This window comes from Polaribacter sp. ALD11, assembly GCF_002831685.1.
GTDB lineage: Bacteria > Bacteroidota > Bacteroidia > Flavobacteriales > Flavobacteriaceae > Polaribacter.
This window is the reverse complement of sequence record NZ_CP025119.1, coordinates 294,906-321,371: the sequence shown is the minus strand read 5'-3', so window position 1 is coordinate 321,371 and position 26,466 is coordinate 294,906. Positions and strand designations below refer to the sequence as shown.

At 30.3% G+C, this 26,466-nt stretch carries 17 protein-coding genes; 11 read left to right on the top strand and 6 right to left on the bottom strand.

Features of this window, described 5'->3' with window-relative positions:
- The first annotated feature begins 13 nt into the window (after positions 1-13).
- From CW731_RS01270 to CW731_RS01245, 6 genes are all read left to right on the top strand, one after another.
- Complete coding sequence (locus tag CW731_RS01270) at positions 14-964, top strand: D-2-hydroxyacid dehydrogenase (RefSeq protein ID WP_100945013.1); 951 nt, start codon at positions 14-16, stop codon at positions 962-964.
- A 3-nt stretch (positions 965-967) separates the two neighbouring features.
- Positions 968-2,206 carry a DUF1015 domain-containing protein gene (locus CW731_RS01265; RefSeq protein WP_100945012.1) on the top strand — a complete coding sequence of 413 codons (1,239 nt, stop codon included), beginning with the start codon at positions 968-970 and terminating at the stop codon, positions 2,204-2,206.
- 51 nt (positions 2,207-2,257) lie between these two features.
- Positions 2,258-2,929 carry a YggS family pyridoxal phosphate-dependent enzyme gene (locus CW731_RS01260; RefSeq protein ID WP_100945011.1) on the top strand — a complete coding sequence of 224 codons (672 nt, stop codon included), beginning with the start codon at positions 2,258-2,260 and terminating at the stop codon, positions 2,927-2,929.
- Between the two features lie 25 nt (positions 2,930-2,954).
- Positions 2,955-4,034 (top strand): PolC-type DNA polymerase III, encoded by a 1,080-nt coding sequence (locus CW731_RS01255; protein WP_100947589.1) that lies wholly within the window; start codon positions 2,955-2,957, stop codon positions 4,032-4,034.
- Positions 4,035-4,155: 121 nt separating this feature from the next.
- Complete coding sequence (locus CW731_RS01250; RefSeq protein ID WP_100945010.1) at positions 4,156-4,689, top strand: RNA polymerase sigma factor; 534 nt, start codon at positions 4,156-4,158, stop codon at positions 4,687-4,689.
- Position 4,690: 1 nt separating this feature from the next.
- Complete coding sequence (locus CW731_RS01245; RefSeq protein WP_100945009.1) at positions 4,691-5,473, top strand: anti-sigma factor; 783 nt, start codon at positions 4,691-4,693, stop codon at positions 5,471-5,473.
- A gap of 14 nt (positions 5,474-5,487) precedes the next feature.
- On the opposite strand, the gene recG is transcribed toward CW731_RS01245, so the two are convergent.
- Complete coding sequence (recG, locus tag CW731_RS01240; protein WP_100945008.1) at positions 5,488-7,584, bottom strand: ATP-dependent DNA helicase RecG; 2,097 nt, start codon at positions 7,582-7,584, stop codon at positions 5,488-5,490.
- A 78-nt stretch (positions 7,585-7,662) separates the two neighbouring features.
- On the opposite strand from recG, the gene CW731_RS01235 reads away from it, so the two are divergent.
- The 5 genes from CW731_RS01235 (at position 7,663) to CW731_RS01215 (ending at position 18,485) form a co-directional block, all read left to right on the top strand.
- Complete coding sequence (locus CW731_RS01235) at positions 7,663-8,874, top strand: RsmB/NOP family class I SAM-dependent RNA methyltransferase (RefSeq protein WP_100945007.1); 1,212 nt, start codon at positions 7,663-7,665, stop codon at positions 8,872-8,874.
- A gap of 77 nt (positions 8,875-8,951) precedes the next feature.
- Positions 8,952-11,168, top strand: coding sequence for an endonuclease (locus CW731_RS01230; protein ID WP_100945006.1), 2,217 nt, complete (start codon positions 8,952-8,954; stop codon positions 11,166-11,168).
- Positions 11,169-11,228: 60 nt separating this feature from the next.
- Positions 11,229-13,313: an endonuclease gene (locus CW731_RS01225; protein WP_100945005.1), complete on the top strand. Its 2,085-nt coding sequence runs from the start codon at positions 11,229-11,231 to the stop codon at positions 13,311-13,313.
- 166 nt (positions 13,314-13,479) lie between these two features.
- Entirely contained in the window at positions 13,480-17,163 is a 3,684-nt protein-coding gene (purL, locus tag CW731_RS01220) for a phosphoribosylformylglycinamidine synthase (protein ID WP_100945004.1), read from the top strand.
- Between the two features lie 92 nt (positions 17,164-17,255).
- The gene (locus CW731_RS01215) at positions 17,256-18,485 is read left to right on the top strand and encodes a threonine/serine exporter ThrE family protein (protein ID WP_100945003.1); all 1,230 of its coding nucleotides are present in this window, start codon (positions 17,256-17,258) and stop codon (positions 18,483-18,485) included.
- Positions 18,486-18,641: 156 nt separating this feature from the next.
- On the opposite strand, the gene CW731_RS01210 is transcribed toward CW731_RS01215, so the two are convergent.
- The 5 genes from CW731_RS01210 to CW731_RS01190 all read right to left on the bottom strand — a co-directional run bounded on the left by CW731_RS01210 (position 18,642) and on the right by CW731_RS01190 (position 26,395).
- On the bottom strand, positions 18,642-19,388 hold the full coding sequence (locus CW731_RS01210) for a head GIN domain-containing protein (RefSeq protein WP_100945002.1): 747 nt from the start codon (positions 19,386-19,388) through the stop codon (positions 18,642-18,644).
- A 105-nt stretch (positions 19,389-19,493) separates the two neighbouring features.
- Positions 19,494-21,908, bottom strand: a complete 2,415-nt coding sequence (locus CW731_RS01205) for an ABC transporter permease (protein ID WP_100945001.1) — start codon at positions 21,906-21,908, stop codon at positions 19,494-19,496.
- Positions 21,909-21,910: 2 nt separating this feature from the next.
- On the bottom strand, positions 21,911-24,337 hold the full coding sequence (locus tag CW731_RS01200) for an ABC transporter permease (protein ID WP_100945000.1): 2,427 nt from the start codon (positions 24,335-24,337) through the stop codon (positions 21,911-21,913).
- Between the two features lie 27 nt (positions 24,338-24,364).
- A complete protein-coding gene (locus tag CW731_RS01195) occupies positions 24,365-25,066 on the bottom strand; it encodes an ABC transporter ATP-binding protein (RefSeq protein WP_100944999.1) in 702 nt (233 codons plus the stop codon).
- A gap of 39 nt (positions 25,067-25,105) precedes the next feature.
- Positions 25,106-26,395: an efflux RND transporter periplasmic adaptor subunit gene (locus CW731_RS01190; protein ID WP_100944998.1), complete on the bottom strand. Its 1,290-nt coding sequence runs from the start codon at positions 26,393-26,395 to the stop codon at positions 25,106-25,108.
- Positions 26,396-26,466: the final 71 nt, after the last annotated feature.

Below are 26,466 nucleotides of genomic sequence, written 5' to 3'. Positions count from 1 at the left end.
TATTGAACAGATGATGAAAATATTAGCAAACGATGGAATTTCTCAAAGCGGAATTGACGCTTTAGAAAAAGGAGGTTTTGAAGTAATTACAACAAAAGTTGCACAAAATCAGTTAGAAAATTATATCAATGAAAATAATATTGATGCAATTCTAGTAAGAAGTACAACACAAGTAAGACAAGAGTTAATTGATGCTTGCCCAAGCATAAAGTTAATTGGTTGTGGTAGCAATGATATGGATAATGTAGATGTAGATTATGCAGAAGACCAAGGTTTACACGTAATAAACACACCAACCGCTTCCTCTAATTCTGTTGCAGAATTGGTTTTTGCACACTTATTCGGAATGGCACGATTTTTACATTCTTCTAACAGAGAAATGCCTTTGGAAGGAGATTCTCGTTTTAAAGATTTGAAAAAAGCATATTCTCAAGGAATCGAATTAAGAGGTAAAACGCTAGGTATTCTTGGCTTTGGAAAAGTAGGACAAGAAGTCGCTAAAATTGGTTTAGGTTTAGGAATGAACGTAATTGCAACCGATAAAGTAATTACGAGTGCACCAATTGCTGTTGAATTTTTTAACGGACAAAAAATTACAATTAATATCGATACCGTTTCTAAAGAAGAATTATTAAAAGAAGCAGATTTTATAACATTACACGTATCTGAACAAGAAGATTACATTATTACAAAAGATGAAATCGACAAAATGAAAAATGGTGTAGGAATTGTAAATACTGCCAAGGGAGGAATTTTACATGAAGTAGATTTGGTAAAAGCCATTGAAACCGGAAAGGTACAATTTGCTGGTTTAGATGTTTTTGAAACAGAACCAACACCAGCCGTACAATTATTAATGAATCCAGAAATTTCTTTAACACCTCACATTGGCGCAGGTACAAAAGAAACAGAAGAAAGAATTGGTAAAGAATTAGCACAACAAATTATTCAGCTTTTAAGCTAAAATATGGCAATTGTAAAACCTTTTAAAGCAATTAGAGCAACAAGAGATAAAGTAGCGATGGTTTCCTCTAAATCATACGAAATTTATACTTCAGAAATGCTAAATTCTAAGTTAGCTTTTAACCCGTATACATTTTTACATGTAATTAACCCTGGTTATAAATATCATAAACAAGATGTTAGCGGAGAGTTGCGTTTTAAATTGGTACACAATCGGTATTTAGAGTTTAAAGAAAATGAAATTTTTACGCAAGACAAAATCCCTGCTTTTTATATTTATCAGAAAACAACACCAACAAATTCTTTCTGCGGAATAATTTCTGCAACTTCCGTTGAAGATTATCATAATAATATCATCAAAAAACACGAAGGAACACTTAAAGAGAGAGAATTATTATTTGAAAACTACTTAAAAAACACAGGTTTTAATGCAGAACCAGTGCTTTTAACGTATCCTGATAATAACGTAATTGCTTCCATAATTAAAAAATACAAAGCACAAAGAGCAGAGTACGAATTTTCTACAACAGATAAAGATTCTCATTTACTTTGGGTTGTAAATAATGCCGTTGATATTGAAAAAATTACAGTAGCATTTAAAGAAATTGATACGTTATACATTGCTGATGGCCATCATAGATCTACGTCTTCTTGTTTGTTAGCAGAAAGATTGGCAAAGGAAAACCCGAATCATACGGGTGAAGAAGATTATAACTTTTTTATGAGTTACTTGTTGCCAGAAAGTGAATTAAGCATTTATGAATTTAATCGATTTATAAAAGACCTTAATGGCCTGACTCCGCATGAATTTTTAATAGAATTAGATACTTTTTTCAGAATTGAAAATCGTAGACAAGAATTATATAAACCTAAAGAAAAATATCACTTTAGCATGTATTTAGATGGTGAATTTTATGCTTTATACTTACGTAAATCTAATTATAATTTTACAGATGCATTAAGTAAATTAGATGCTCAAATTTTGTACAGTACCGTTTTAAAACCAATATTAGGGATAGAAGATATTAGAAATGATTCTAAGATTGTTTATTCCCAGGATAAATCTGATAGTTTCGAATTAAAAACTAAAGTTGACTCTGGAGACTTTAAGGTTTCTTTCGGAATGTTACCAACAACCATAAACGAGCTAAAAGAAATTGTAGATGCAGATTTGTTAATGCCTCCAAAAACAACGTACATAGAACCAAAACTAAGAAGTGCTTTAACTATTTATGAATTTTAACACATCGTGTTATTTTTAACTTATTCTATAAGCTAATAAAAAACGTAATTAATGGAAATACAAAAAAAAATACAGGAAATAAAAAATTCAATTCCTGAAAATGTAACCTTAGTTGCAGTTTCTAAAACCAAACCAGTTTCTGATTTACAGGAAGCTTATAATGGCGGTCAGCGTGTTTTTGGTGAGAATAAAATTCAGGAAATGGTAGATAAGTTTGATGTTTTACCTAAGGACATACAATGGCACATGATTGGCCATTTACAAAGTAACAAGGTAAAATACATGGCTCATTTTGTTAATCTGATTCACGGAGTTGATAAATTTAAAACTTTGAAAGAAATAAACAAACAAGCAAAGAAACACAATCGCGTTATTAATTGTTTATTACAAGCAAAAATAGCTAAAGAAGATACAAAGTTTGGCTTGTCTTTTGAAGAAATTGAAAACATCTTACAATCGTCTGAATTAGAAGCATTAGAAAATATAAAGATTGTTGGTTTTATGGGGATGGCAACATTTACAGACAATGAAGAACAATTACAAGAAGAGTTTTTATCATTAAAAGACTTTTTTAACAGTCAACAATTAAAAGCTAAAACAGATAATTGTAAGTTAGAAACTCTTTCTATGGGAATGAGTGCAGATTACAACTTAGCAATAAAAAATGGAAGTACTATGATTCGAGTAGGAAGCTCTATCTTTGGTAATCGAAATTATAATTAATAAATTACTCCTTAAGAAAAAGAATTTGTACGTAATATTAGACATCGAAACTACCGGAGGAAAATTTAATGAAGAAGGCATCACAGAAATTGCCATCTATAAATTTGACGGACATACCGTAGTAGATCAATTCATTAGCTTAGTTAATCCCGAAAAAGAAATTCAAAAGTTTGTTATTCAACTTACTGGAATCAACAATAAAATGCTTCAGAATGCGCCTAAATTTTACGAAGTAGCCAAAAGAATTATAGAAATTACCAAAGATTGTACTTTAGTGGCTCATAATTCAGCTTTCGACTATAGAATTTTAAGCACAGAATTTGATCGATTAGGTTATGATTTCAACAGAAATACACTTTGTACAGTAGAATTAAGTCAGAAATTAATTTTAGACCAACCTTCTTACAGTTTAGGGAAACTTACTAAAGCACTAGGAATTCCTATGACAGATAGACATAGAGCTTCTGGAGATGCCTTAGCAACAGTACAATTATTCAAACTCCTTTTAGAGAAAGATATTGGTAAAACAATTATTCAGAATTCTGTAAAATATCATGATAGAAGAATTGAAAAAGAAAGACTTCAAAAATTATTAGATGCTGTACCTAAAGAGCTAGGTTTGTTTTATATTCATGACGCTGATGGTAAAGTTATTTATATAGGCCGTGGAAAAAACGCAAAATCTGAAGTAAATAAACTGTTTTTAAAACAAACAAGAAGAGCTTTAAAAATTCAAGATAGAGCCATTTCTATTACTTTTGAAAAAACAGGTAATGATTTGTTAACGCGTTTAAAATACTATATAGAGTTAGAAACTTTGTCTCCAAAATACAACCTAAAGAAAAGAAGAAAACCTTTCTTGCTAGATTTTAATAATGAAGATTTTATAATTTTCGACAAAGGAAGAGAAATTGAAGAACGTGCAGTAATCCTTATTGAAAATAGAGAAGTTTTTGGTTACGGTTTTACCAATTTAGCATTTCAAGAAAACAAAATAGATGTTCTTAAATCTATTTTAACACCAATAGAAGATAAAGACTTAGCAAAAGCAATTGTAAAAGATTACTTAAATAAAAACAAAGTCCAAAAAATTGTGAGGCTTTAATTATCTTAAATAAAGATTTTTAATTACCCTACAATAACTTAATTCTCTTTAATTTTTTCAATCATAAAAAAGTGTTTATATGCTTCAAATTGAATATTAAAATTATATTTTAGCATTAAATATGGATAAACTGGATCAATTAATTTTACAATTTCAACAAAAAGATGTAAAAGCCTATGAAAAACTTTACAATATGTATTGTAATAGTATTTCTGGTGTTGTAAACACAATTGTTAAAAATGATGGCGTTGCGCAGGAAATTACTCAAGATGTATTTATAAAGGCTTGGAATAAATCTGATTCTTACTCCGCAAAAAAAGGTCGTTTTTTCACGTGGATTCTAAATATAGCAAGAAATGCAGCTATAGATTATACGCGTTCTAAGAAGTTTAAACAGTCTAAACAAAACCTTAACTCAGATTTTTTCGTAGATATATTAGAAACAAGTGATAACCTAGATAATTCTACAGATGCAATTGGTATTAAAGAGTTTGTAAAAAACCTTGGTGAAAAATGTAAATCTGTAATAGAATTATTATTCTTTAAAGGATATACCCAAAAAGAAGCCTCAGAAGAATTAGACATACCACTTGGTACAATAAAAACACGCAATAGAAACTGTATTGCAGAATTAAGAACAATGGTTGGAGTTTAAAATGAATAAAAAAAAATACATAGAATCCGGAATTTTAGAACTGTACATTGCAGGTTCACTCTCAGAAAAGGAGAATGAAGAAGTGTATGTTGCAATTAAAGAAAACCCAGAATTACTTGCAGAAGTTTTATCGATAGAAAGTGCTATTGTAAAACTAACCGCTGCTGCTAAAAAAGATTCTGAATATTCTTTTGCATCTATAATAAAAGAAATAGATAAAACAAAAGTAATTTCTATTACAAAACCGAAAACAAATTGGTTACAATATTCTGGTTGGGCAGCAACACTACTTATAGGCAGTACTTTAATTTGGTCTCTTTCACAGAACAATAAATTAAAAGAACAAATTGCTTCAGAGAAACAACAATTAGAACAGCAAATACAAAATGCTTCTAATAATTTAGCCGAAGCAGAAAAATTAATAACTGTTTTTAGAGATAGAGATATAATTTCTGTTCCTTTAGCAGGACAACAAGTATCACCAAATTCTTATGCAAAGGTTTATTGGGACAAGAAAACGAAAAGTATTTATTTAGATGCAAAAGGTTTACCAGAACCACCAAAAGGAAAAGTATACCAAGTTTGGTCTTTAAAAATGAGTCCGTTAACACCTACAAGTTTAGGTACAATAGATACGTTTACAGCAGATACTAATAAGATTTTTACAATTGAAAATGCAAACGAGTCTGAAGCATTTGGTATTACTTTAGAGAATGAAGGCGGTAGTAAGTCTCCTACTTTAGAACAATTATATACACTAGGTGCAGTTGCTGCAACTCCATAAAAAATAAAATAAATTTAGCTAATATTTGACCAAATCTTAGACGATTTGGTCATTTTTATGTAGGCTTTTTTAATTGGTGAATTTTCTTCTCTAGACAAATTATTGTCTTCTTGTAAAATAGATATTGCCGTGTTTCTTGCAGCTACTAAAATTTTAGAATCTTTTACAACATCTGCAATTTTTAGATTTAAGACACCACTTTGCTGTGTTCCCATGATATTCCCAGGACCACGTAATTTTAAATCTACCTCAGCAATTTTAAATCCGTCTGTAGTTTCTACCATTGTTTTTAGGCGTGTTTTTGCCTCTGCAGACAACTTATAACTAGATAATAAAATACAATAACTTTGGTCTGCTCCTCGCCCAACTCTCCCTCTTAATTGATGCAATTGAGAAAGCCCGAAACGTTCTGAACTCTCTATAATCATTACACTTGCATTCGGCACATTTACTCCAACTTCAATTACGGTTGTAGCTACCATAATCTGAGTTTTGCCTTTTACAAAGCGTTGCATTTCAAATTCTTTGTCAGCAGGTTTCATTTTTCCATGTACAATACTTATTTGATATTTTGGCGTTGGAAATTCTCGAGAAACACTCTCATAACCATCCATTAAATCTTTATAATCCATTGCTTCAGATTCTTCGATTAGCGGATAAACCAAGTAGATTTGTCTTCCTTTATCAATTTCATCTCTAATAAATTTAAAAACAGATAATCGATTGCTATCAAAACGATGAACCGTTTTTACTTCTTTTCTTCCTGGAGGCAACTCATCTATCACAGAAATATCTAAATCACCATAAACAGACATTGCCAAAGTTCTAGGTATTGGTGTAGCTGTCATCACTAAAATATGTGGTGGAAGTTCATTTTTAGCCCATAATTTTGCTCTTTGTTTTACTCCGAATCTGTGTTGTTCATCAATAATTGCAATTCCTAAATTTTTAAACTGTACTTTATCTTCCAATAACGCATGGGTGCCAACTAAAATATGTAAAGTTCCGTCTTCTAAATTTTCATGAATTTCTCTACGTTTTTTTATTCTTACAGAACCGGTTAAAATATCAACTTTAATATTCATTCCTTCAACTAATTCTGAAACCGCAGCAAAATGTTGATTTGCTAAAATTTCTGTTGGAGCCATTATTGTGGCTTGAAAACCGTTATCTATTGCCAGAAGCATCGACAAAATAGCTACAATTGTTTTTCCTGAACCTACATCTCCTTGTAAAAGCCTGTTCATATGTGCACCAGAAACAACATCTTTTCGAACTTCTTTTAATACTCTTTTTTGGGCGTTTGTTAAATCGAAAGGAAGTTTTTCTGCATAAAATTCATTAAAAATAGCACCTACATTTTCAAAAACGTATCCTTTATTTTTTGTTTTATTGATGAGTTTTCTACGTAATAATTGCAATTGAATAAAAAACAATTCTTCAAACTTTAGACGGTACTCTGCTCTTGATAAGTTTTCTTGACTTTTAGGGAAATGCGCATTTAATAAGGCATCTCGTTTAGACATCAACTTAAAATCGGCTACAACTTCTAATGATAAACTTTCTGTAATAGTTTCAAAAAATTGTTGGAATACATTCTGAACATAACCACGTATTAACTTATTGGAAATGCCTGAGTTTATTAACTTTTCTGTGGAATGGTAAACAGGTTGCATTTTAGTTTGCAGCTTCTTTTTGTACTCGGTAACCAATTCTAATTCTGGGTGGGGAATGCTAAAATTACCGTTATAATGGTTCAGTTTACCATATACCACATACGGTTCATTAATTTTAAGCGCATCTTTAATCCATTTTTGCCCTTTAAACCAAACTAATTCCATCGTTCCTGTAGCATCTTGAAAAGTAGCAACTAACCTACTTCCTCTTTTTTGCGCAACCGATTTTACGCGTGTAATTTTTCCAACAATTTGAACTTCAGAAGAATTTGGTTGTAAGTCTTTTATAGCATAAAAAGCCGTTTTATCAATATATCTAAAAGGAAAAAAATTGAGCAAATCATTACACGTCTTTATACCCAATTCCGCATACAAAAGCGCCGCTTTTTGTACACTAACTCCGTTTATATATGTAATAGGATAATCTAAATTCAACTTGAAAAATATATGAATAACGAAAATACAAAATACCTTTTATTTAACGTATATTTGAACCCGATTATAATAAAAAAAATGAGATTACACAGAAATTTAACTTTTGCAGTTATAGATAGTATTAGAGACATATTTAATGAAGGCGTTTACGCAGATAAAGCTGTAGAAAAAGCTTTAAAACGTGATAAACGTTGGGGAGCTAGAGATCGTAAATTTGTTGCAGAAACAATTTATGATATTGTTCGTTGGAACCGTTTATACGCAGAAATTGCAGAAGTAAAAGCCCCCTATGATAGAGATAATATCTGGAGGTTATTTTCTGTGTGGTGTATTTTAAGAGGAATCGCTTTACCAGATTGGAACCAAATTGGTGATGTACCAGAAAGAAAAATTAAAGGCCGTTTTGCTGAACTTTCAAAAACGAGAAAATATAGAGAATCTATACCAGATTGGATGGACGAAATGTGTGTTAATGAATTAGGTGAAGAAATTTGGACTAAAGAAATTGCTGCTTTAAATGTACAAGCTAGTGTAATTTTAAGAACCAATACTTTAAACATTTCTAGAGAAATTTTACAAAAGAAACTAAAAGCAGAAGGTGTTATTACAGAATTTGTTCCTAATCATCCAGATGCTTTAATTTTACCAGAGAGAGCAAATGTTTTTAAAACAGAAGCTTTTCATAGTGGTTATTTTGAAGTTCAAGACGCCTCTTCTCAATTAGTAGCAGCGTATTTAGACGTAAAACCTGGTATGAAAGTAGTAGATACTTGTGCCGGTGCTGGTGGAAAAACCTTACATCTATCTGCTTTAATGGAAAATAAAGGGCAAATTATTGCCATGGATATTTATGAAAGTAAACTCCGTAAATTAAAAGTAAGAGCAAAAAGAAACAAAGCACACAATATAGACATGCGTGTAATCGACTCTACAAAACCAATTAAAAAGTTACAAGGAAAAGCAGATAGAGTTTTGATTGACGCACCTTGTTCTGGTTTAGGTGTTATCCGTAGAAACCCCGATTCTAAATGGAAATTACAACCAGAATTTATAGAAAATATTAAAAAAGTACAACAAGAGGTTTTACAACAATATTCTACAATGGTAAAACCTGGAGGGAAATTAGTGTATGCTACATGTTCTATTTTACCCTCAGAAAATCAAGATCAAGTTAATAATTTCTTAACATCTGAGTCAGGAAAAGATTTTACATTTGTATCCGATAAAAAAGTGTTAGCACATATTTCTGGTTTTGACGGATTTTATATGGCACTTTTAGAGAGGAAATAAAATTTATACTTTTTCAATAAAAAATTTCATTGCTAGAAAAAGAAAGTAACTATTTTATTTAATTTTTAATTAATATTATGATAAAAAAACTACTTCTTTTAATTGCAATGTCTACTTGTGCTTTTACATTTTCACAAGCGCAACAATACTATGACGATGTAAATTTACAATTGTCTGGAACCAATTTAAAAGATGCATTGGCTTCAAAAATTATAAGCACGCATTCTAACATGCTTAGTTATACACCCGGAGTTTGGGAAGCATCTAAAATTACAGACAAAGATTCAGATGCCTCTAGAGTTGTTTTAATTTATGGTTGGGAAAATGGTTCTGACCAAGATGATACTAATGATAGAACTAGGGATAATAGTTTACAAGATAGAGGTAATGGACTAAATTTTGTTTGGAACAGAGAACACGTTTTTTCTAAATCATTAGCAAGCCCTAAATTATTAACCAATGATCCTGGTGCAGGAACAGATGCTCATAATTTAAGACCAGCAGATAAAAATAGGAATTCAGAAAGAAATAACTTTAAATTTGCTTTAGGAAGCGGTAATTCTAGTCGTTCTTCTATTACCTATAACGGCCCCGATGGAGCAAACACAAGAGGTTGGTACCCTGGTGATGAGTGGAAAGGGGATGTTTCGAGAATTATAATGTACATGTATCTTCGTTACGGTAATCAATGTTTACCTACAGCTGTTGGTGTTGGTGATAATCAATTTACAGGTGATGACATGATAAACTTATTCCTAAAATGGAATGTAGAAGACCCTGTTTCTGCAATTGAAATAGCTAGGAATACATATCATGAAAACACAAATAATACCTACGCACAAGGAAACAGAAATCCGTTTATAGACAACCCATATTTAGCGACAAGAATTTGGGGAGGAAACTCAGCTGAAGACAAATGGGATCTTTACAAAAAAACAGATACTCAAGCTCCTACTGCTCCTACAAGTGTTACTGCCAGTAATATTAATTTAACTACAATAGATATTTCTTGGACTGCTTCTACAGACAATATAAATGTAGCAGGTTATAATATATATGTAGATGATATATTAACAGCACAAACCTCTAGTTCTACTACAAGTACAACAATTTCAAACTTAGACACTAATACTTCTTACAAATTTACAGTTATAGCAAAAGATCTTATAAATAATTTTTCTACTCAAAGTACACCTGTAACAGAAAAAACATTACAAGATAGCACACCGCCTTCTGTACCTCAAAATGTTACAATAACGAATATTACAGATAGTTCTTTTAGTGTAAATTGGTCAACTTCTTCAGATAATAATGAGGTTAAGGGCTATGATATTTTTGTTGACGGAGCTTTTAAAGCTTTTACTTCAACAACCACATATACAGTAATAGGTTTAACTTCTGCTACCACTTATAATGTAACTGTTTTAGCAAAGGATCTTGATGATAACAAATCTGAAAAAACAACTCCTTTAAGTCTTAAAACAAACGATGGATCTACTGGTGGAGTAGCTTCAGAATTATTTTTTTCTGAATATGTAGAAGGTAATGATGGGGGTACTAATAAAATATTAGAGATTGTTAACTTAACAGGCACTACAGTTAACCTTGCTGGTTACGAAATTAAAATAGAACGTAATGGCGCAGGAGAGTGGACAACACCACTTGCACTAGATAAAGGCACTGTTAAAAACATTGTTCCTGGTGATGTCTTTGTTATTGGTAATGGAGATAATAACAATCCTATATTACAACCTAATTCCGCTAGTAACACACTCGGGCAAGTAGATTTAGTTCAACCTAGTAATAATGATACTCGTTATGGACAACCGGTAAACTTTAATGGAAACGATGCTGTTGCCTTATTTAAAGATGGTGTATTAATTGATATTATTGGAGTTTTTAATAATGATGATAATTTTGCAGCAAATACAACAATAAGAAGAAATAGAGATATTGCATCACCAAATACTACCTATGATGCTAGTGAATGGAAATCATTTCCTGCTAACACTTACGATGGTGTTGGAAGTCACACAACAACTTTAAGTACGAAAGATTTTATATTTGAATCTTTTAAAATGTTTCCAAACCCTACAAATGGAGACAGAATTTATTTTAGTGTAACAGAAGATGCTACAATTAATGTTTACAATGTTTTAGGCGAGCTGGTTCAATCCTCAGAAGTTACTAAAAGCAAGAATAGCATTGATATATCTAATTTTACAAAAGGTATTTATCTACTAAAAATTAATTCTGACAAACAATTTATCACTAAAAAACTAATTAAAAATTAATTAATTAAATTATACTTTAACAAAAATGACTCGTAATTGAGTCGTTAATAAATCCTAAAAATGAAAAAAACAGTACTTTTATTCTCTCTACTTCTAACATGCGTAATTACAGCACAAGAATCTTATTATGACGACGTAGATTTATCTGCTGAAGGTTTAACTTTAAAAGAAAACTTAGCAGTAAAAACAATAGCAGCTCACACAAACATCTTATCTTATGGTTGGAATGCTTTAAAAGGTTCGGATTTAAACCCAGAAAATAGTTCAGAAGTTTTGTTAATTTACGGATATACTTCTTCAGGTAAAACGGCAAGAACAAGAAGTGTAAATAAAAACGGTGGCGGTTCTACTGATTGGAATAGAGAACATACATATGCAAAATCTTTAGGAACACCTAATCTAGGAACTTCTGGCCCTGGTGCAGATGCACATCATTTACGTCCATCAGATGTAGGCTACAATAGTAATCGTGGAAGTCTAAAATTTGCAGATGGAAACGGAAACTCAGGTCGTGTTTCTGGGGGTTGGTATCCTGGTGATGAATGGAAAGGAGATGTTGCAAGAATGATGATGTATATGTACATTCGTTACGGAGACCGATGTAAACCAAATGGAGTTGGTAATGGAGATACTTCTTCAACTCCTGATAAAATGATTGATTTATTTTTAGAATGGAATGCAGAAGATCCCGTTTCTGATTTTGAAAGACAAAGAAATAGATATCATGTATCTAGCGATAATTATGCGCAAGGAAATAGAAACCCTTTTATAGACAATGCATACTTAGCAACAAAAATTTGGGGAGGAACTCCTGCAGAAGATTATTGGGGTATCTATACCTCAAACGATGCTGAAGCTCCTACTACTCCAACAAGTGTTACTTTAAGTAATAGCACACCTTCATCAATAGATGTAACTTGGTCTGCTTCTACAGATAATGTAGCAGTTACTAAATATGAAATTTATGTTGATGGTACTTTACATGGAAATACAACAAATACAAATTATACAATTTCTGGATTAAGCGCTAACACATCTTATGCTGTTACAGTATTAGCGAAAGATATAGCTAATAATAAATCGGCTAAATCTACTGCTGTAAATGGATCTACAACAATCGACAGTGAAGCACCAACTGTACCAACAAATGTTATAATTACAAATCAAACGGGTACTAGTTTTAAAGCTAACTGGACAGCATCTACTGATAATGCAGCTGTTGTTGGTTACGATATTTTTGTTGATGGAACATATAAAACATCTACAGTAAATACAAGTTATACTATTAATGGTTTAACAGTTTCTACAACTTACAATGTTACAATTTTAGCAAAAGATGGAGCTGATAACAAATCTGCTCAATCTGCCGCAGTAAATGCAGTAACAACAGATGGAAGTAACAATGTTGTAGAGTTATTTTTCTCTGAATATGTAGAAGGAGCAAGTAATAATAAAGCTATCGAGATTGCTAACTTAACAGATAACTCAATAGATTTATCTACATATAGTATAAAAAAACAATCAAACGGAGCAGGAAGTTGGGTAAATGAATTAACTTTATCTGGGACTATTAATGTAAATGATGTTTTTGTAATTATACATTTTGAAGCAGATGATGAAAATTTAGTTCAACATGCAGATTTAGTTGCTCCTGAAGGTTCTAACTATGGAGCTCCAATAAACTTTAATGGAAATGATCCTATTGGATTATTTAATAATGGAGTTTTAATTGATATTATTGGAGTTTTAGGTGAAACTGCTAAGAATCTAGAAAACAAAACACTTAGAAGAAAACTAACAATAACTAGCCCAAACACAACCTATACAGCTAGTGAATGGGATGAGTATGCAGTAGGAACTTATGATGGCATTGGAATTTACGATCCTGCAACTGCAAGTGTAGATACTTCAGACTTTACTTCTTTTAAAATGTATCCAAATCCTACAAATGGAAACAACATCTTCTTTAACCTTACAAAAGATGTAAATGTAAATATTTACAATATTTTGGGCGAATTAATTATAACAGACAAAGTAAATACAACTCGCAATAGTATAGATGTTTCTAAACTTTCTAAAGGAATATACTTAGTAAAAATCAATTCTGAAAATCAATTTATTACAAAGAAATTAATAAAAAAATAACAATCTTTTTTTTAATTGTTAAAAAGACGACTATAAATTTAGTCGTCTTTTTTTTGTTTCATAAATAAGTGAATAACTATAAATTTTCAATTAAAATAATCTTACGTATTAAATTGAAAAAAAGTAAATTTGCATTTTTACAACAACACCCAAATAAAACACTATAATGATTCATTTCTTTGGAAATAAAGACAGTAAAGTATTCGCTGTTCAAACAACAAAAAAGTTAACTGCTAAAACAGTTTCTAAATTGACTTGGTTATTCGCCAATCAACCTAAAATAGAAGAAACAACAATCGATGCTTTTTTTGTTGGTCCAAGAGCAGCAATGATAACTCCTTGGAGCACGAATGCTGTAGAAATTACTCAGAACATGGGTATCTCTGACATCATTAGAATTGAAGAATTTATTACGAGTTCGGAAGAGTTTTCTGATTTTGATCCAATGATTTCTGAGAAGTATAATGGATTAAATCAAGATTCATTCACAATCGAAATTAAACCAGAAGCAGTTTTAGAAATTGAAGATATTGCTGCTTACAATAATAAAGAAGGTTTATCTTTAAGTGATGAAGAAGTTGAATACTTAGAGAGTGTTGCTACAAAAATAGGACGAAAATTAACAGATTCTGAAGTATTTGGTTTTAGTCAAGTAAACTCAGAACACTGTAGACATAAAATATTTAACGGAACTTTTGTTATTGATGGAGAAGAAATGCCAACCTCCTTATTCAAATTGATAAAAGAAACGTCTAAAGAAAATCCGAATGAGATTGTTTCTGCATATAAAGACAACGTTGCTTTTATAAAAGGACCAAGAGTGGAACAATTTGCTCCTAAAACAGCAGACAAGCCAGATTTTTATCAAAAAGAAGATTTCGATTCTGTTATCTCTATAAAAGCAGAAACGCACAATTTCCCTACTACAGTAGAGCCTTTTAACGGAGCAGCAACTGGTTCTGGAGGTGAAATTAGAGATAGACTTGCTGGCGGAAAAGGTTCTTTACCTTTAGCAGGAACAGCAGTTTACATGACTTCTTATTCTCGTTTAGACGAAAAAAGATATTGGGAGAAAAAATTTGAAGCAAGAGATTGGTTATATCAAACACCAATGGATATTTTAATAAAAGCATCTAATGGAGCTTCCGATTTTGGAAACAAATTTGGGCAACCCTTAATTACAGGTTCTGTATTAACTTTTGAGCATGAAGAAAATTCTTCTTCTAGTACTTCGAAACCTAGAAAATTAGGTTTTGATAAAGTGATTATGCAAGCTGGTGGAATTGGGTACGGGAAAGCGGCTCAAGCTTTAAAAGACACGCCTAAAGAAGGAGATAAAATTGTAATTCTTGGTGGTGAAAACTACAGAATAGGAATGGGTGGCGCTGCAGTTTCTTCGGCAGATACTGGTGAATTTGCTTCAGGTATTGAATTAAATGCAGTACAACGTTCGAATCCAGAAATGCAAAAGCGCGCTGCAAACGCAGTTCGTGGAATGGTAGAAAGCGAAGAGAACTTTATTGTTTCTATTCATGATCATGGTGCTGGTGGACATTTAAATTGTTTGTCGGAATTAGTAGAAGATACCGGTGGTAAAATCGATTTAGATAAATTACCAATTGGCGACCCTACATTATCAGCAAAAGAAATTATTGGTAACGAATCTCAAGAAAGAATGGGATTGGTTATTGCAGAAAAACATATCGATACTTTACAAAAAATTGCAGATCGTGAGCGTTCTCCAATGTATACCGTTGGTGAAGTTACAGGAAATAACCGTTTTACTTTTGAATCTAAAAAAACTGGTGAAAAACCAATGGATTTAGCTTTAGAAGACATGTTTGGTTCTTCTCCTAAAACTGTTTTAACAGATATTACTGTAGAAAGAAAATATAAGAATCCTCGTTATAAAACGAAGAATTTAGAAATCTATTTAAAACAAGTTTTACAGTTAGAAGCTGTTGCTTGTAAAGATTGGTTAACAAATAAAGTAGACAGATGTGTTGGTGGTAAAGTTGCCAAACAACAATGTGTAGGTCCGTTACAAATTCCGTTAAACAACGTTGGTGTAATGGCATTAGATTATAACGGTAAAGAAGGGGTTGCAACTTCAATTGGGCACGCTCCTATTTCTGGGTTAATTAATCCTGAAGCTGGAAGTAGAAATGCAATTACAGAATCTTTAACAAACCTTATTTGGGCACCTTTAAAAGACAATTTAAAAAGTGTTTCTCTTTCTGCAAATTGGATGTGGCCTTGTAAAAATGAAGGTGAAGACGCACGCTTATACAAAGCTGTACAAGCTGTTTCAGAGTTTTCTATCGATTTAGGAATCAATATTCCAACGGGAAAAGATTCTTTATCTATGAAACAAAAATATACCGATAGTGAAGTAATTTCTCCAGGAACTGTTATTATTTCTGCTGCAGGAAACTGTAATGAAATTAGTAAAGTTGTAGAACCTCTTTTACAGGTTGATGGAGGAAATATCTACTACATTAATATTTCTCAAGATGAATATAAGTTGGGAGGAAGTTCTTTTAACCAAACTTTAAACGCAATTGGTAGTGAAGCACCAGATGTTACAAATGCTTCTTATGTTAAGAAAACTTTTAATACGATTCAAAAATTAATAAAGGGAGATAAAATTAAAGCAGGACATGATATTGCTTCTGGTGGTTTTATTACAACTTTATTAGAAATGTGTTTTGCTGATGTAAATTTAGGAGCCGATTTTGATATTTCTGAATTAAATGAAGAAGATTCTATTAAAGTATTGTTTTCTGAAAATGCTGGAATCGTTTTTCAAGCAGATGCTTCTGTCGAAGAAAAGTTTGAAGAAATGGGAATTACCATTTTTAATATTGGAGCCGCAAACAATTCTGGAACAGTAAACATTAAAAATAATGAAGAGACTTTCTCTTTTGATGTTACTGAGATGAGAGATGTTTGGTACACAACTTCTTTCTTATTAGATCAAAAACAAACAGCTAATAATTTAGCACAAGACAGATTCGATAATTACAAAAAGCAGCCTTTAACCTATAAATTTCCTGAGAATTTTACTGGAAAAATTCCTGTAATTGAGAGCGGAACGAAGCAATCTCGTCCAAAAGCGGCTATCATCAGAGAAAAAGGTTCAAACTCCGAGCGTGAAATGGCAAATGCAATGTATTTAGCTGGTTTTGACGTAAAAGATGTACACATGACAGATTTAATTTCTGGGCGTGAAACTTTAGAAGATATTCAGTTTATTGGCGCTGTTGGTGGTTTTTCTAATAGTGATGTTTTAGGTTCTGCTAAAGGTTGGGCAGGAGCATTTTTATACAATGCTAAAGCTAAAAAAGCACTAAAAGATTTCTTTAAAAGAGAAGATACGTTGTCTGTTGGTATTTGTAATGGTGCTCAATTATGGATGGAATTAGACTTAATTAATCCAGACCATAAAGTACATGGTAAATTAGTTCATAATGATTCTAAGAAGCATGAAAGCTCTTTTACATCCGTAAAAATTCAAGAAAACAACTCTGTAATGTTATCTAGTTTAGCTGGAACAGAGTTAGGTGTTTGGATTTCTCATGGTGAAGGAAAATTCAACTTACCAGAAGCTGAAGAGAACTACAATATTGTTGCAAAATATGGTTATGAAGGCTACCCTAATAATCCGAATGGTTCTGACTTTAACACAGCAATGCTATCTGATAAAACCGGAAGACATTTAGTTACAATGCCGCATATAGAACGTTCTACGTTTCAATGGAACTGGGCAAACTATCCTACTGGAAGAAAAGACGAAGTTTCACCTTGGCTAGAAGCTTTTGTAAATGCTAAAAACTGGTTGACAAAATAATTTCAAAAAAAAGTATTTCAAAAAGGGCTTTTTCTAAAGCCCTTTTTTTTTTGCTCTAATAATTAATAAAATAGAACTTTTAAGAAATAGGAATGAAAATCCCAGAAAAATATCAATTTATAGTTGCATTAGGAAAGGCGTTGCACGTATACGGTATTCCTTCCTATAAAATTCAGGCTTATCTAACTGAAGTAGCTATAAAACAAGGAATTACTGGTAGTTTTATAGATTCTCCAACATGGATAAATTATGTTTTTTATGAAGATGAAAATTCTTATAATTATGTTGAATGTGTGCTTCCTGGTTCTTTAAACTTAGGTGCTTATTCTAGAATTGCAGAATTAACCAACAAGGTTATTGATTCTAAAATTAACAATAGTGAGATAAATGAAGAATTGAATAGTATTCATGCAAAAACCAAGGTTATAAATCACTACCGTTTAACTTTGGCATACACTTTTTCTGCGGGTTCTTTTAGTATATTAATTGGTACTAATTTGGTGTCTTTTGTATTTTCTTTATTATTAGGTGCATTTATTTATCTTTTGGTTTATTTAACAAGTAAATCTAAATATTTAGAAAACGTATTCGAATCTTTAAGTGCTTTAGTGGTAACTATTATCTGTTGCTTGTTAACATCAATTTTCCCAAACTTTAATCTAGGTTTAACCATATTATCTTCTATCATTATTTTTATTCCTGGGCTAGCAATTACAACTGCTTTAGAAGAGATAACTTCTAAAAGCTTGGTTTCTGGGGGCGCAAAACTTTTCGATTCAATTATCTTGCTTTTTAAACAGTTTTTTGGTGTATTACTTGGTTTAGCATTAATGACATCTTTAGTTGATATTGATTTAACCTATCATCTATCTGAAATGCCAAAATGGACCATCTTTTTTGCAATACCTATATTATCAATTTCGCTTTTACCAATATTTCAAGTACGTAAAAAAGACATGATTTTTGGTGTACTAACGGGTGTTATTGCTTTTTTAATGATCGTATTATTCTCTGGGTATGGCGTATTAGTAAGTACTTTTATTGGAACTTTGGTTGTCGTTGGAATAAGTCGATTATTTGGGCTAATTTCCAAAACCCCGAAAACAGTTTATTTAATTCAAGGTGTTATAATGCTTGTGCCTGGAAGTAAGTCTTTTATGGGGTTAAGTAACTCTTTTTTTAACCCATCTACTACAACAGGTTCTGCAAACTTATTTGAACAAGTTGCTTTTATACTTATGGGTATTATTGGTGGATTACTTTTTGCGGGTACATTTAGAGAAAGAAGTCCTAAAAAAAATAGGATGGCAACCAAAAAATAAATTCCTTATTTTTATAAAAAAAACAGCTTTTAGAAAAATCTAAAAGCTGTTTTTTTTTGCGTTAGGGATAGAACGGTTTGTTTGAGCTCTTTTTTGAGGAACGATAAAAAAGCGAGTAGTGAAAGCCCGACCTTGGTAACGCCCAAAACCTAAAAACTATAGTACTTTTCTTATTGTAGATTCTCCTATAATAATTCCTTTTTTTAATTTAGCAGCTCCTTTATAAGTTACCGTTGCTTCACCATAAGAAGTTACTTTAATTCTTTTAGATACATTAAATTGAAAAACTCCATCGCCATAAGCTGTAATCTTTGTTTCTTTTGAAAGAACATCTGAAGCCATTACTTTACTTGCCCCATATGCTGTTATTTTTTGTTTGTTAACTGTTCCTTTTCCCATATTTAAAAAACTATCTCCGTAAATAGAAATATTTAATTTATCAACTTTAATTTTATGAATACTTACTTCAGATTTTCCGTAGATACGTAATTTACATTCTTCTTGAATTAAGGGAGTTTGAAATGTGATTTTTTCTTCTCCTCTTAAAGAAAATATTTTTATATCTGTGTACGTAATGATTAGTTTCACTACCCTACCTTTATATAATGGAACTTTCCTTTCTGAATTTTTAACAACTATTTTTTTATTTTTAGTGTATGTTTTGGCCCCTTCTAAATACACTTGAAGTGTTCCCTTTTCTAGTTCATATTTAAACTTTTCTAGAGATACAGATATATCTTCAATTACAATACTTGCTTCATTTCCTTGTTTAAAGATTACTTCTATGTGTGGGCTTACAATTATTTTATCAAAACTCGCTTCGAGTTTTATTTTATTTTGTGCGTTTAAATTGCTATTTATAAATAGCAAAGACATCAAAAAAAAGGTTAGTTTTAGTTTCATTCTTTTTATTTTAAAATTAGTTTTTATTAGTAATAATATTTTTAAAGGAACTTATTTCTATACAAAAGACTCGATAATTTTTAATTTGTGACTGTTATTTATTTTTTATTCAAATTTTAGATATTTTATCAAGTCTATTTTTGTGGCATTAAAAGCTTTTAAACCTACCACTACAAATACTAAAATAGTTAGTACTATTGGTGTAATTATAAATGGAAATAATGGCATGTCTATTCTATAAACAAAATTATCTAACCAATTTTGCATAAAATAATAGGCGATAGGAATTAAAATTACAGAAGCTATTATTGTTATTTTTAGGAAACTTTTAATCAATTGAAACATAATTTCTTTTACAGAAGCCCCTAATGTTTTACGTATTGCAACCTCTTTTAATCTTTGCTGAATTGTTAGGGTTGCTAGCGCGAATAAACCTAATAAAGAAATGATGATAACCACAGAGGTTAAAATTAAAAAGAGTGTTTTTTGTTTCTGATATTTAGCATAAGTTCTAGCAAAACGTTTGTTTAAAAATTGTGCACTAAAAGGATACCCTTGTTCTATATTTTCTCCCCAATAATTTTCGATGTATTTTAAAGTTTCTTGCGTGTTGTTTGGTTTAATTTTGAATTGAATCCACCAAAAATTTTGCTTCATCCAGTTAAATGTATTCCAGTGTGTTACCATAGTTGGTAGAATTTTACTATCAAAACCATATGTATGATTATCTTTTACCATACCAATAATATTTAATACTTTAAGAACACCATTTTCATCATAAAAACCTGGCTTTATCTTTTTACCTATTGGGTCGTTATAAATATTGAATGCTTTTGCTAAAGTTTCGTTTATAATAACATTATTAATCGTATCTGATGTTCTATTTTCATCAAAAAAACGTCCTTTTAAAAGTTTCATTTTCATTGTTTGCAAATAATCGAAATCTACAGCATTTGCATACGTTTGCACTGTTACATTCTTATAATCTACATTTGTTGAGTTTGAACTTCCGCCACCAATAATATAAGAATTACTAGTTACCACTTCTATATTTGGGTGTTTGCTTAATTCCTTTTTTGCTAAAAGATATTTCTTATATCTATCTTTATATTCATTCATGGAAACTACTACTACTTGATCTCCGTTAAAACCTAGTTCTTTTTTCATCATATAATCTACTTGATTATAAATTATTAATGAACCTGTTAGAAAAAAACCTGAAATTAAAAACTGAATTCCTAACATAATATTTCTTGCAAAAACACCATGCTTACTTCTAGAAACATTTCCTTTTAATACTTCTACAGTTTTAAATTTTGACACATAAATAGCCGGAATAAAACCAATAATAAATGATACAATTATCGCTATAATTGCAACTCTTAAAAATAAATCGAAATTAAGAATAGAAATTTCTTTATTCATAAAACCATTAAATGATGGTAAAATAAGCTCTACTAATAGCATAGATAATAGAAAAGACACAAAACCCTGAAAAATAATTTCTAGTGCATATTGCATAGTTAAAGTGCTTTTAGAAAGCCCTAATATTTTCTTTACTCCAACTTCTTTAGCTCTCTGTGTTGCTGATGCAATAGATAAATTTATAAAATTGACACAAGAAATTAAGATTAGCAATATTGATAATGATAACATAATTAAAACTAACTGATAATTCCCTTTTCCTTGTGGACCAGAATTATCTGCAATCGTTTTTAACCGAATATCTTTTAAAGGTTCAAAAATAGGAGTTGTTCCGTACTTTTCTATAAATTCTTCTGGTGTTATACCATCTCTTTTAGAAGAAGGTAAAACCTCATTTTGATACCAAATAGCTAGCGCTTTTTTCTCTATACTTTCTATGTTTACTTCTTTTGTTGTTTTAATAAATAAATTATTAGAAAAATTACCCCAATGACCTTCAGGTTCTTTTTTGAATTGAATAACCATACTTGGCATAAAGTAATGCTTGCCAGTTATTTTATAAACAGTGGTAACAATAAAGCTTCTGCCATCGAATTCAATTGTTTTACCAATAGCTATTTTATTTCCAAATAAAATTTTAGCCTGTTTTTCTGAAATTGCTAAATGATTTCTACTCTTTTCAAAATTAGCAGAACTTCCTTCAATAATTTCAAAAGGAAAGAACTCAAAGAAATTAGAATTCCCCTCTAAAATATCTTCAATAAAAACTTGCTTACCTTCTAATTTTGCAACAGCACTTTCTTCCCAATTATTACTCAAATAAAAAGCGGTTATTTCTGGTATGTCTTCTTTATATTTTAAGCCTTCAACATTAGTACTGTTCGCCCAAATTTCTCCATCAGACATTTTATGAATTACTCTGTAAATTTCATTAAGATTTGCATTGTTAGCATTATAGCTTTGTTCATCTTTTAGGTACAATAGAACCAATAATAACCCTGCAAAACCAACTGTTAATCCGAATATATTAACAACAATATGTATCCAATTTTTCTTACTATTTCTGTAAAATATTTTAAACCAATTCTTTAACATAATTATTCGAATTTTAAGTATTTTATTAAATCGATTTTAGTTGCGTTATAAGCCTTTAAACCTACAACAGCAAAGACTAAAACAACTAAAACAATAGGTGTAATTATGTATGGAAGCATAGGCATCTCTATTCTATACACAAAGTTTTCTAGCCAATTTTGCATAAAAAAATACGCCACAGGAATTAATATAATAGAAGAGATTACTACAATTTTAAGAAAGTTTTTTAACAACTGAAACATAATTTCTTTTACAGATGCACCCAAAGTTTTTCTGATTGCAACTTCTTTTAAACGTTGTTGAATGGTTAAGGTTGCCAAAGCAAATAAACCTAATAATGAGATTAAAATTACCAACATAGATAAAATTAAAAACATCATTTGTTGTTTTTGATACTTCTTATATGTTTTTGCAAATTTTTGATCTAAAAACTCATAAGAAAAAGGATATTTAGCATCTATATTTTGCCTCCAATAAGTTTCTATTTCTGCAATTGTTTTGTCAATATTAGTTGGTTTTATTTTAAATTGAATAGCAGGAATCCAGCTATGTGTAAAACTCATACCGTCCCAAAGAACAAGAAACATGGGTGCAATTACATTATCAAAACCATCAAAATGATAATCTTGTACCATACCAATAACTTCAAAAGAATTTTTAGTATCATCCTCTTCCAACCAACCTAAAGTCAATTTTTCTCCCAAAGGTTTGTTATAAATTCCTAATTTTTTAGCGGCCGTTTCATTTATAATAATCTTACTAGCGCTATCTGAAGCAATTTTATCAGAAAAATTTCTTCCTTTTAATAATTTAATTTTCGCAAAATCTATATAATTATAATCTACTACGTTAGAAGCAGTATTTAAACTTTTGTCATTTATTTTATGTCTTAAATCAGTACCACTTACATAGCCATCTCCAGGAACAAACATACTTGACGTTACATCTATAATGTTATTATTTTTTGATAAAACCTCTTTTGCCAATTTATATTTTTTATACTTATTAGGCATACTATAAACATTAACAGAAAGTACTTGTTCTTTATCAAAACCTAAATCTTTTTCCATAATATAGGTAATTTGACTTCCAACAATTAACATGCTAATAATAAAAAATCCTGAAATTAAAAACTGCAACCCTAACATGATATTTCTTGCTAAATTTCCTTTTTTACTTTTAGAAACACTTCCTTTTAAAACTTCAATTGCTTTAAAATTTGAAAGATATAATGCAGGAATACTACCTACAAAAAGTGAAAGAAAAATTGCTGTAAAAAGCAATATCAATAATGAATTTGTATGCAATATTGAGATTTCTGTTTGAACAAACTCATTAAAAAAGGGCAATGATAACTCTACAATTACCAATGCAAAAACAAATGATATTAACCCTTGTAAAACAATTTCAGATATATATTGAAAGAGTAGTTGCTTTTTAGATAAACCCAATGTTTTCTTTACACCTACTTCTTTTGCTCTTTGACTTGCTATTGCAACAGATAAATTAATAAAATTTACACAAGAAATAACAATTAACAAAATAGACAAGCCTAATAATATCATTAATAATTGATAATTACCAGCACCACTTGGTCCAGCTCTTTTTGCTGTATTGTGTAAATACAACGTATCTAATTTATCTAAAAGAACTGTTGGAATTCCATACGTTTTATCAAATTCTTTAATAGTCATTCCATTTTCTTCTACATTTTTTCTATATGCTTTTTCAACAATAACTTGATTCATTTTTACCTTTAGACCTTCTAAATCTGTTCCTTTAGTTATTCTACAGAATACTTCGTTATTATGGTTTCCCCAATTGACTTCAAATTCTTCATCAAACTGAATTAATGCTTCTGGTTCTTGATGTGAGTTCTTCGGAATTTTATAAACACAACTTACAATATAATTTTCCCCATCAATTTTCACAGTATTTCCTACAGCTTTATCTCCTTTAAAAACTCTATCTGCATACGCTTTAGACAAAGCAATATTTGTTCTAGTTTCTGCAAATTTTTGTGCAGATCCTTCTAGAATTTCAAAAGGAAAAAAGTCAAAAAACTGTGGTTCTGTAAATATGGTTTTATCATTAAACTCAAACGCATCTTTATATTGAATTACCTTACTTCTATAAAATGGTTTTACCATTAAAGATGCTGTTACTTCTGGTAGTTCTTTTGGAAAAGTAAGGTACATACCCGCATTTACAGTAAACCAAACTTCATCATTTTTTGGCTGTTTTAGGTTTACCCTATAAACATCATCTTTATTAGGATTCCATTGATTATAGCTTTTTTCTTCGTTTAAATACAATAAAACGATTAATAAACCTGCCAAACCTAAAGTTAACCCGCTAATATTAATCAATGTGTTTAGCCAGTTTTTCTTACTATTTCTAAAAAATATTTTAAACCATGTTGTAAACATCTGTTCTAGTTTTTTTTTGGTTATTAATTACTGAACTAAAACATCTACTTTATGTTCATTTGTTTTTTCTGATATTACTTCTCCATCTTTTAAAGTGATAATTCTTGATGAAAATTGTGCATCATAAGACGAGTGTGTAACCATAACAATTGTTGCGCCTGTTGCATGCAATTCTGTTAATAATTCCATTACATCATTTCCACTTTTACTGTCTAGATTACCTGTTGGTTCATCTGCTAAAATTAATTTAGGATTTGTAACCAAAGCTCTAGCAACTGCAACTCTTTGTTGCTGACCACCAGATAATTGTAAAGGAAAATGTTTTGCTCTGTGTGCAATTCCAATTCTTTCAAGAATTTCTGTAACACGTTCTTTTCTGTCAGCAGACTTTACTTTATTGTAAATTAAAGGCAGTTCTACGTTTTCGTAAACCGTTAATTCATCAATTAAATTAAAATTTTGAAACACAAAACCAATATTAGATTTTCTTAAACCAGCACGTTGTTTTTCATTGAATTTTGCTACTTCAGTTTCATCAAAAAGGTAACTTCCATTATTTAGTGCATCTAACAACCCAATAATATTTAATAAGGTTGATTTACCACAACCAGAAGCTCCCATTATTGATACAAATTCTCCTTTCTTCACTTCTAAACTCAACCTATTTAAGGCTGTTGTTTCTACTTCTTCTGTTCTGTATACTTTTACTAAATCTGTTATTTTTATCATTTTATATGTTTTTAAATTTTAATTTTTTTTGGCTTTTATCTAATTTATATTTACTTCTTCTACTTCTTTATAATCATCATAATTAGAAGTTATTATTCTATCTCCTTCTTTTAAACCTTCTAAAACTTCGTAATAAAACGGATTTTCTCTACCAATTTTTATGCTTCTTTTTACGGCTTTATTATCTGAGTTTAAAACAAAAACCCATGTACCACTTGTACTTTGATAAAACATCCCTTTTGGTAACAACAACGCTTTTGTTTTACCAGATAAAAACATTTTCGTTTTTAAAGACATACCTCTTTTTACGGATGATGAAAGTGAATCTTGTTCAAAAGTTAATTCTAATTTAAATTGTCCGTTTACAATTTCTGAATACACTTTAGAAAGCTCTATTTTATAATTTTTAGCATTTACTGCAACGGTTCCTTTAATACCTTCTTGCAATTTAGAGATATAATATTCATCTACTTTTGCAACTAATTTATAACCATCTAAAACATCCATTTTTCCAATCGGTTGTCCTTGATTGTAGCTTTCTCCCAAAATAGGATTGAACGAAGACAACAAGCCATCTACAGGTGCCTTTACCATAAAATTTTCTTTATTTTTATTCAACAGTTCTAAGCTTTTTTCCATGTTTGTTAAAGATGTATTTATTCTTGATAATTGTATATCTCTACTTTTTTTCTCATTAAAAACACTCTTTTTAATTACGCCACTTCTTTCTTTTTGAAACGTGTACTCCTGATTCGTTTTTTGATAATCATTTCTGGCAATAACTTCTTTTTTGTATAAAGTTGAATCTAATAAATACTGTCTTTTAGCATTTCTAAAATCATTATCTATACTCAATAATTGCTGATCTAAACTTAATTGTTGATTTTTAATATTTACACGTAAGTTTCTTAAATTGTTAATCTGCTCAACCATGGCAGTTTCTTGCGTTAAATAATTTAACTCTGCATTCGGATTGTATACTTTTAAAAGTGGCGTTCCTTTTTTAATGGTTTGTCCGCTTTCTACAAAAATCTCTGAAACAGCACCACCTTGAATTACATTTACCAAAACAGACGTTTTAGGTTCTACCGTACTATTAAATAAAACAACATCTTCAAAATCTCCTTTAAGAACTTCTCGAATACTAATAGCATCTTTTTCTAAATTGACTTGTTTTTTTCTAGTAGCATTCATTAATATGATTACCAATAAAAAAGCAACTGGAATTCCCCATAACAACATTTTTTTTGTTTTTTTACTTTTAGGTGTAATCTGCTTATCCATAATTTCTGAGTTCGTTTGGTTATCCATATACCACAAATATGCCATCGAATAATAAAAGTTAAATTATTGATTTATAACTAAATAACGAATTTTACTTTTTAAAATATGTTCAAAAA